Genomic DNA, 5,693 nt, shown 5'->3' with positions numbered 1-5,693 from the left:
GCCCGGACGGCCGCCGTCCCGCGGGCGGTCCGGCGGCGGGGCGGCGGGCGGGCCCCGCTCCTCGGCACCCGTACGCCCCCGGGCGCGCCCCCGGGCGCCACGCGCTCCGTGCGCCGTGGCCGCGCCCGGCGGCGGGGCACTACCGTCTGGTCAGGACGTCGTGCGCATACCGTGGTGCGTCCGCCACTGTACGTATCTCCCCCGCGAAGGTGGAACACGTGAAGGCCATCCGTCGATTCACCGTCCGCCCCGTCCTGCCCGACCCCCTGCGACCCCTCGGCGACCTCGCGCGCAACCTGCGCTGGTCCTGGCACGCCGAGACCCGCGAGCTGTTCCAGGCCGTCGACCCCGAGGGGTGGCGCGCGGCCGGCGGCGACCCCGTGCGGCTCCTCGGCGCCGTGCCCGCGGCGCGGCTCGGCGAACTGGCCAGGGACCGCAGGTTCCTGCGCCGGCTGACCGCCGCCGCCGACGACCTCGACGACTACCTGCGGGGCCGCCGCTGGTACCAGAACCGGACCGCCGAGGAGGGCGACGGCGCCGGCCTGCCCGAGGCCGTCGCGTACTTCTCGCCGGAGTTCGGCGTCACCGCCGCCCTGCCGCAGTACTCCGGCGGCCTCGGCATCCTCGCCGGCGACCACCTCAAGGCCGCCAGCGACCTCGGCGTCCCCCTCGTCGGCGTCGGCCTGCTCTACCGGCACGGCTACTTCCGCCAGTCCCTCTCCCGCGACGGCTGGCAGCAGGAGCACTACCCGCTCCTCGACCCGGGCGAGATGCCCCTGACCCTGCTGCGCCGCCCCGACGGCGGCCCCGTCCGGGTCTCCCTCGCCCTGCCCGGGGGCCGCTCCCTCCACGCGCACGTGTGGGTGGCGCAGGTGGGCCGCGTCCCGCTGCTCATGCTCGACTCGGACGTCGAGGAGAACGCCCCGGGCGAACGGGACGTCACCGACCGGCTGTACGGCGGCGGCAGCGAGCACCGGCTGCTGCAGGAGATGCTCCTGGGGATAGGGGGTGTCCGGGCCGTACGGGCGTACTGCGCCCTCACCGGCCACCCCGCCCCCGAGGTGTTCCACACCAACGAGGGCCACGCCGGCTTCCTGGGCCTGGAGCGCATCCGGGAGCTGACCGACCGCGGCACCGACTTCGACGCCGCCCTGGAGGCCGTGCGGGCGGGCACCGTGTTCACCACCCACACGCCCGTCCCCGCCGGCATCGACCGCTTCGACCGCGACCTCGTGGCCCGCCACTTCGGGCCCGGCGCCGAACTGCCCGAGGTGGACGCCGGCCGCGTCCTGCAGCTGGGCCGGGAGACGTACCCGGGCGGCGACCCGGACGTCTTCAACATGGCCGTCATGGGGCTGCGCCTCGCCCAGCGGGCCAACGGCGTGTCCACCCTGCACGGCGCCGTCAGCCGTTCGATGTTCGCCGGCCTGTGGCCGGGGTTCGACCCGGAGGAGGTGCCGATCACCTCCATCACCAACGGCGTCCACGCCCCCACGTGGGTGGCGCCCGAGGTGCTCCGGCTCGGGGCCCGGCGGATCGGCGCCCACCGGGCCGAGGACGCCCTCAGCGTGGGCGGCTCGCAGCGCTGGGACGCCGTCGCGGAGGCCGGCGACGCCGAGCTGTGGGAACTCCGCCGCGTCCTGCGGGAGCAACTGGTCCACGAGGTGCGCGCCCGGCTGCACGCCTCCTGGCGGGAGCGCGGCGCCGGCGCCGCCGAACTGGGCTGGATCGACGGGGTCCTCGACCCGGACGTCCTCACCATCGGCTTCGCCCGCCGCGTCCCCTCGTACAAGCGGCTGACGCTGATGCTCCGCGACCGCGACCGGTTGCGCGAGATGCTGCTGCACCCCACGCGGCCCGTGCAGATCGTCGTCGCGGGGAAGGCCCACCCGGCGGACGACGGCGGGAAGCGGCTGGTGCGGGAGATGGTCCGGTTCGCCGATGACCCGCGCGTGCGCCACCGCATCGTCTTCCTGCCCGACTACGGCATGGCGATGGCGCAGAAGCTGTACCCCGGCTGCGACGTGTGGCTGAACAACCCCCTGCGCCCCCTGGAGGCGTGCGGGACGAGCGGGATGAAGGCCGCCCTCAACGGCTGCCTCAACCTGTCGGTGCGGGACGGCTGGTGGGACGAGTGGTACCACCCGGACTTCGGCTGGTCCATCCCCACTGCGGACGGCCCCACCACCGACGAGGACCGGCGCGACGACCTGGAGGCGCACGCCCTGTACGAGCTGATCGAGCAGCGGGTCGCGCCGCGCTTCTACGACCGGGGCGCGAACGGGCTGCCCGAGCGGTGGATCGGGATGGTCCGCCGCACCCTCACCTCCCTGGGGCCGAAGGTGCTGGCGGGGCGCATGGTGCGGGAGTACGTGGAGCGGCTGTACGCCCCGGCCGCGCGGGCCCACCGCTCCCTGGACCCGGAGTCGGCGCGGGAGCTGGCCGCGTGGAAGGCCCGGGTGCGGGCGGCCTGGCCGGGCGTGGCCGTCGACCACGTCGAGGCGGACGAGACCGGCGAGGTCGCCGAACTGGGCTCCACGCTGGCCCTGCGGGTCAGGGTCGCCCTCGGCGGCCTGGCCCCGGAGGACGTGGAGGTCCAGGCGGTCGCCGGCCGGGTGGACACCCGGGACGCGCTGACCGGCGCCCGGACGTTCCCGCTGAAGCCGGCGGGCGGCGGCAGCGGCCCGGACCAGCAGGGGTGCTGGACGTACGAGGGCCCGCTGACCCTGGACCGCACGGGGTCGTTCGGCTACACGGTCCGCGTCCTGCCGGCGCACCGGCTCCTCGCGGACAACGCCGACCTGGGGCTGGTGGCGCTGCCGGCCGAGTCGGTGGCGCAGGGCGCGGGCGTCCTGCTGCGCTGACCCGCGGCCGGGCCGGGCACGCGTGAGGCCGCCGCCCTCGCGGGCGGCGGCCTCGGTGCGGCCGGTGCGGCCTGCCGGCCTACGGGAAGGTCAGCTTGAAGGAGTTGATGTAACCGCTGTCGTAGCGGGCCGTGTCCTGGACGCGGAGCTTCCAGGTGCCGTTGGCGAGCTCGCTGGACGCGTCGACGGTGTAGGTCTCCTTGACGTTGTCGGCCGAGTCGCCGCTGCTGGCGTTCTTCAGCCGGTACGCGGTGCCGTCCGGGGCGACCAGGTCGACGACCAGGTCGCCGCGCCAGGTGTGGACGATGTCCACGCCCACCTTCAGCGCGGAGGGCGCGTTGCCCGTGATGCCGGTGACGTTGACGGAGGAGGTGACGGCCGTGCCCCCGTCGGGGATGCTCACGTCCGCGGTGTTCTCGAACACCTTGCCGACGGGGTCGCCGCCGCCCGGACGGGCGCCGACGTTGACACCGGCCCAGGCGTTCTCGACGGCCTTCACCTCGGCGCTGCCCGCGCCGTACAGCTCGGTGGCGACGGCGACCGTGCCGGCGCGGGCGCCCGCGTAGTTGGTGGTGCTGGTGAACTTGGTGGTGAGCGCCTTGAACCAGATCAGCGCGGCCTTGTCGCGGCCGATGCCGGTGACGGGCAGCCCGTCCGAGGTCGGCGAGTCGTAGGCGACACCGTTGATCGTCTTGGCGCCGCTGCCCTCGGAGAGCAGGTAGAACCAGTGGTTCGCGGGGCCCGACGAGTAGTGCACGTCGACGCTGCCGATGCCCGAGTACCAGTAGTCCTTGGACGAGCCGTCCTTGCTCGGCTTGTCCATGTGGCGCAGCGGGGTGCCGTTGCCGCGGATGTCGATCTTCTCGCCGATCAGGTAGTCGCCGACGTCCTTGGTGTTGTTCGCGTGGAACTCCACGGCGGCGGCGAGGATGTCGGAGGTCGCCTCGTTCAGGCCGCCGGACTCGCCGCTGTAGACCAGCTTGGCGGTGGCGGAGGTCAGGCCGTGGGTCATCTCGTGGGCGGCCACGTCGATGGAGGTGAGCGGCTTGGCGTTGTTCTCGCCGTCGCCGTACGTCATGCAGAAGCAGCTGTCCTGCCAGAAGGCGTTGACGTAGTTGTTGCCGTAGTGGACGCGCGAGTACGCGGCGACGCCGTCGCCCCGGATGCCGGAGCGGCCGTGCACGTTCTTGTAGTAGTCCCAGGTGAGCGCGGCGCCGTAGTGGGCGTCGGCGCCGGCGGTCTCCAGGTTGGCCGGGGTGCCGTCGCCCCAGGTGTCGTCGGCGCCGGAGAAGAGCGTGCCGGTGCCGGAGGAGCCGCGGTTGAGGTTGTACGTCTTGTGGCCGCCGCGCGCGGTGTCGGTCAGCGTGTACGAGCTGCCGGACTGGGCGCTGCCGAGGTTCACCTGGCCGCTGTACATCGTGTTGCCGGTGCCGTTGTGGACGGCCTGCCACTCGTACAGCTTCTCGCCGGTGGTGGCGTCGGTGACGACGTGCAGCTCGTTGGGCGTGCCGTCGTGCTGGAGGCCGCCGACGACGGTCTCGTAGGCGAGGACGGGCCTGCCCTCCGCGAGCCAGACGACCTTGCGGGGCGCCTGCTGCGCCTCCGGCGCCTTCGCGCCCTCCGTGCGGGCGGCGGCGAGCGCCTGCCGCTCGGCCGCGGCCGGGGCCACGTCGGCGGTCGTGTCGACGTTCCGCAGCTCCGCGCGGGACGCCTTGGCGACGCGCTCGGTGGCGCCGGCCGGGTTCTCGGTGACCAGGAGGTCGCCGCCGAGGACCGGGAGCCCGGCGTACGTCCGCTCGTAGCGGGTGTGGGTCGTGCCGTCGCGGTCCTGGACCACGTCGCGGACGACGAGCTTCTCCTGGGCGCCGAGGCCGAGCTCCTTGGCCTTGGCGGCCTTGTCGGCGTCGGCGGCGCGGATGAGCGCGGCGCGCTGGGCGGGGGTGAGGTCGGCGGGCAGGGAGCCCGGGTCGGCCTGCGCGGCGGCCTGGCGCTTGGGGGCCGAGGTGCCCCACGCGTCGTCGGCGGTGGCGGAGCCGGTCTGGACGCCGACGGCGAGTACGGCGGCGGCCGCGACCAGTGCGCCGGTGGCGGTCGCGCGGCGGGAAGGCGTGGATCTCACGCGGAAACTCCTTTGCGAGGGGGGCCGGGGCGAGGTGGGTCCCGGGTGGTGCAAACAGAGCCGGCGGAACGAGATGCGGTGAACCGGGGGGAAGACTGGCACCGCACAGGTGTTCATGTCAGGACCGCGTCAAGAGAATGGCCGAATCCCGTTCGTTGTCCGAAAACTTCGGTCCGTTAACCGGACATCCACCCGGAGTTGCCATGGCACCCGGCGCGCGTACGGTGCCGGCACGCCTCCGTACGACTTCGGGGCCTGGTCCGCCCGCGCCGGGTCCGCGCTCGTTCGCGCCCGGCCCCCGGGGCCCGCGCCCGGTCCGGTTCATCCGCGTCGGGGCGGCCCTGTCCGTGTCCGGCCGGTGCCGTCCGGCGGCCGGGCGCGTGACCGAAAAGCGGCCACGCCCGTTCCCGCGGCGCGAGCGGCACGGGAACGGGCCGGGAGAGCCGGGCCGCACGGCCCGCGCCGCCGGAGGGCGGACACCACCGGCGGCCCCGGCCGTGCCGGTGGCCCCGAGCGTGCCGGTCGCGCCGCCGGAGGCCCGGCCTGACGTGTCGTCGATCGGGGCTTCCGGGGCGGCCGTGCGGGTCCGCGGCCGGTCTGACGTGCCGTCGACCGGGTGGTCGCAGGGGTGCGCGGCCGGGCCGGCACGCCGTCACGACGTGCCCGGCTGCCCCGCCCCCACCGGCCTCACCNCCCGGCACCGCCNGGCC

General features: G+C 74.9%; 2 protein-coding genes. One reads left to right on the top strand and one right to left on the bottom strand.

What is annotated here, in order from left to right; all coding sequences use genetic code 11:
* The first annotated feature begins 218 nt into the window (after positions 1-218).
* Positions 219-2,864, top strand: coding sequence for an alpha-glucan family phosphorylase (gene glgP, locus MW084_RS01965; protein ID WP_010471146.1), 2,646 nt, complete (start codon positions 219-221; stop codon positions 2,862-2,864).
* A 79-nt stretch (positions 2,865-2,943) separates the two neighbouring features.
* Here glgP and MW084_RS01960 read toward each other — a convergent pair whose 3' ends face one another.
* Complete coding sequence (locus MW084_RS01960) at positions 2,944-4,983, bottom strand: M4 family metallopeptidase (RefSeq protein WP_010471147.1); 2,040 nt, start codon at positions 4,981-4,983, stop codon at positions 2,944-2,946.
* Positions 4,984-5,693: the final 710 nt, after the last annotated feature.

It is taken from the genome of Streptomyces sudanensis (assembly GCF_023614315.1).
GTDB classification, from domain to species: Bacteria; Actinomycetota; Actinomycetes; order Streptomycetales; family Streptomycetaceae; genus Streptomyces; species Streptomyces sudanensis.
The sequence above is the reverse complement of the archived record's forward strand: the minus strand, read 5'-3'. Positions and strand labels throughout refer to the sequence as shown.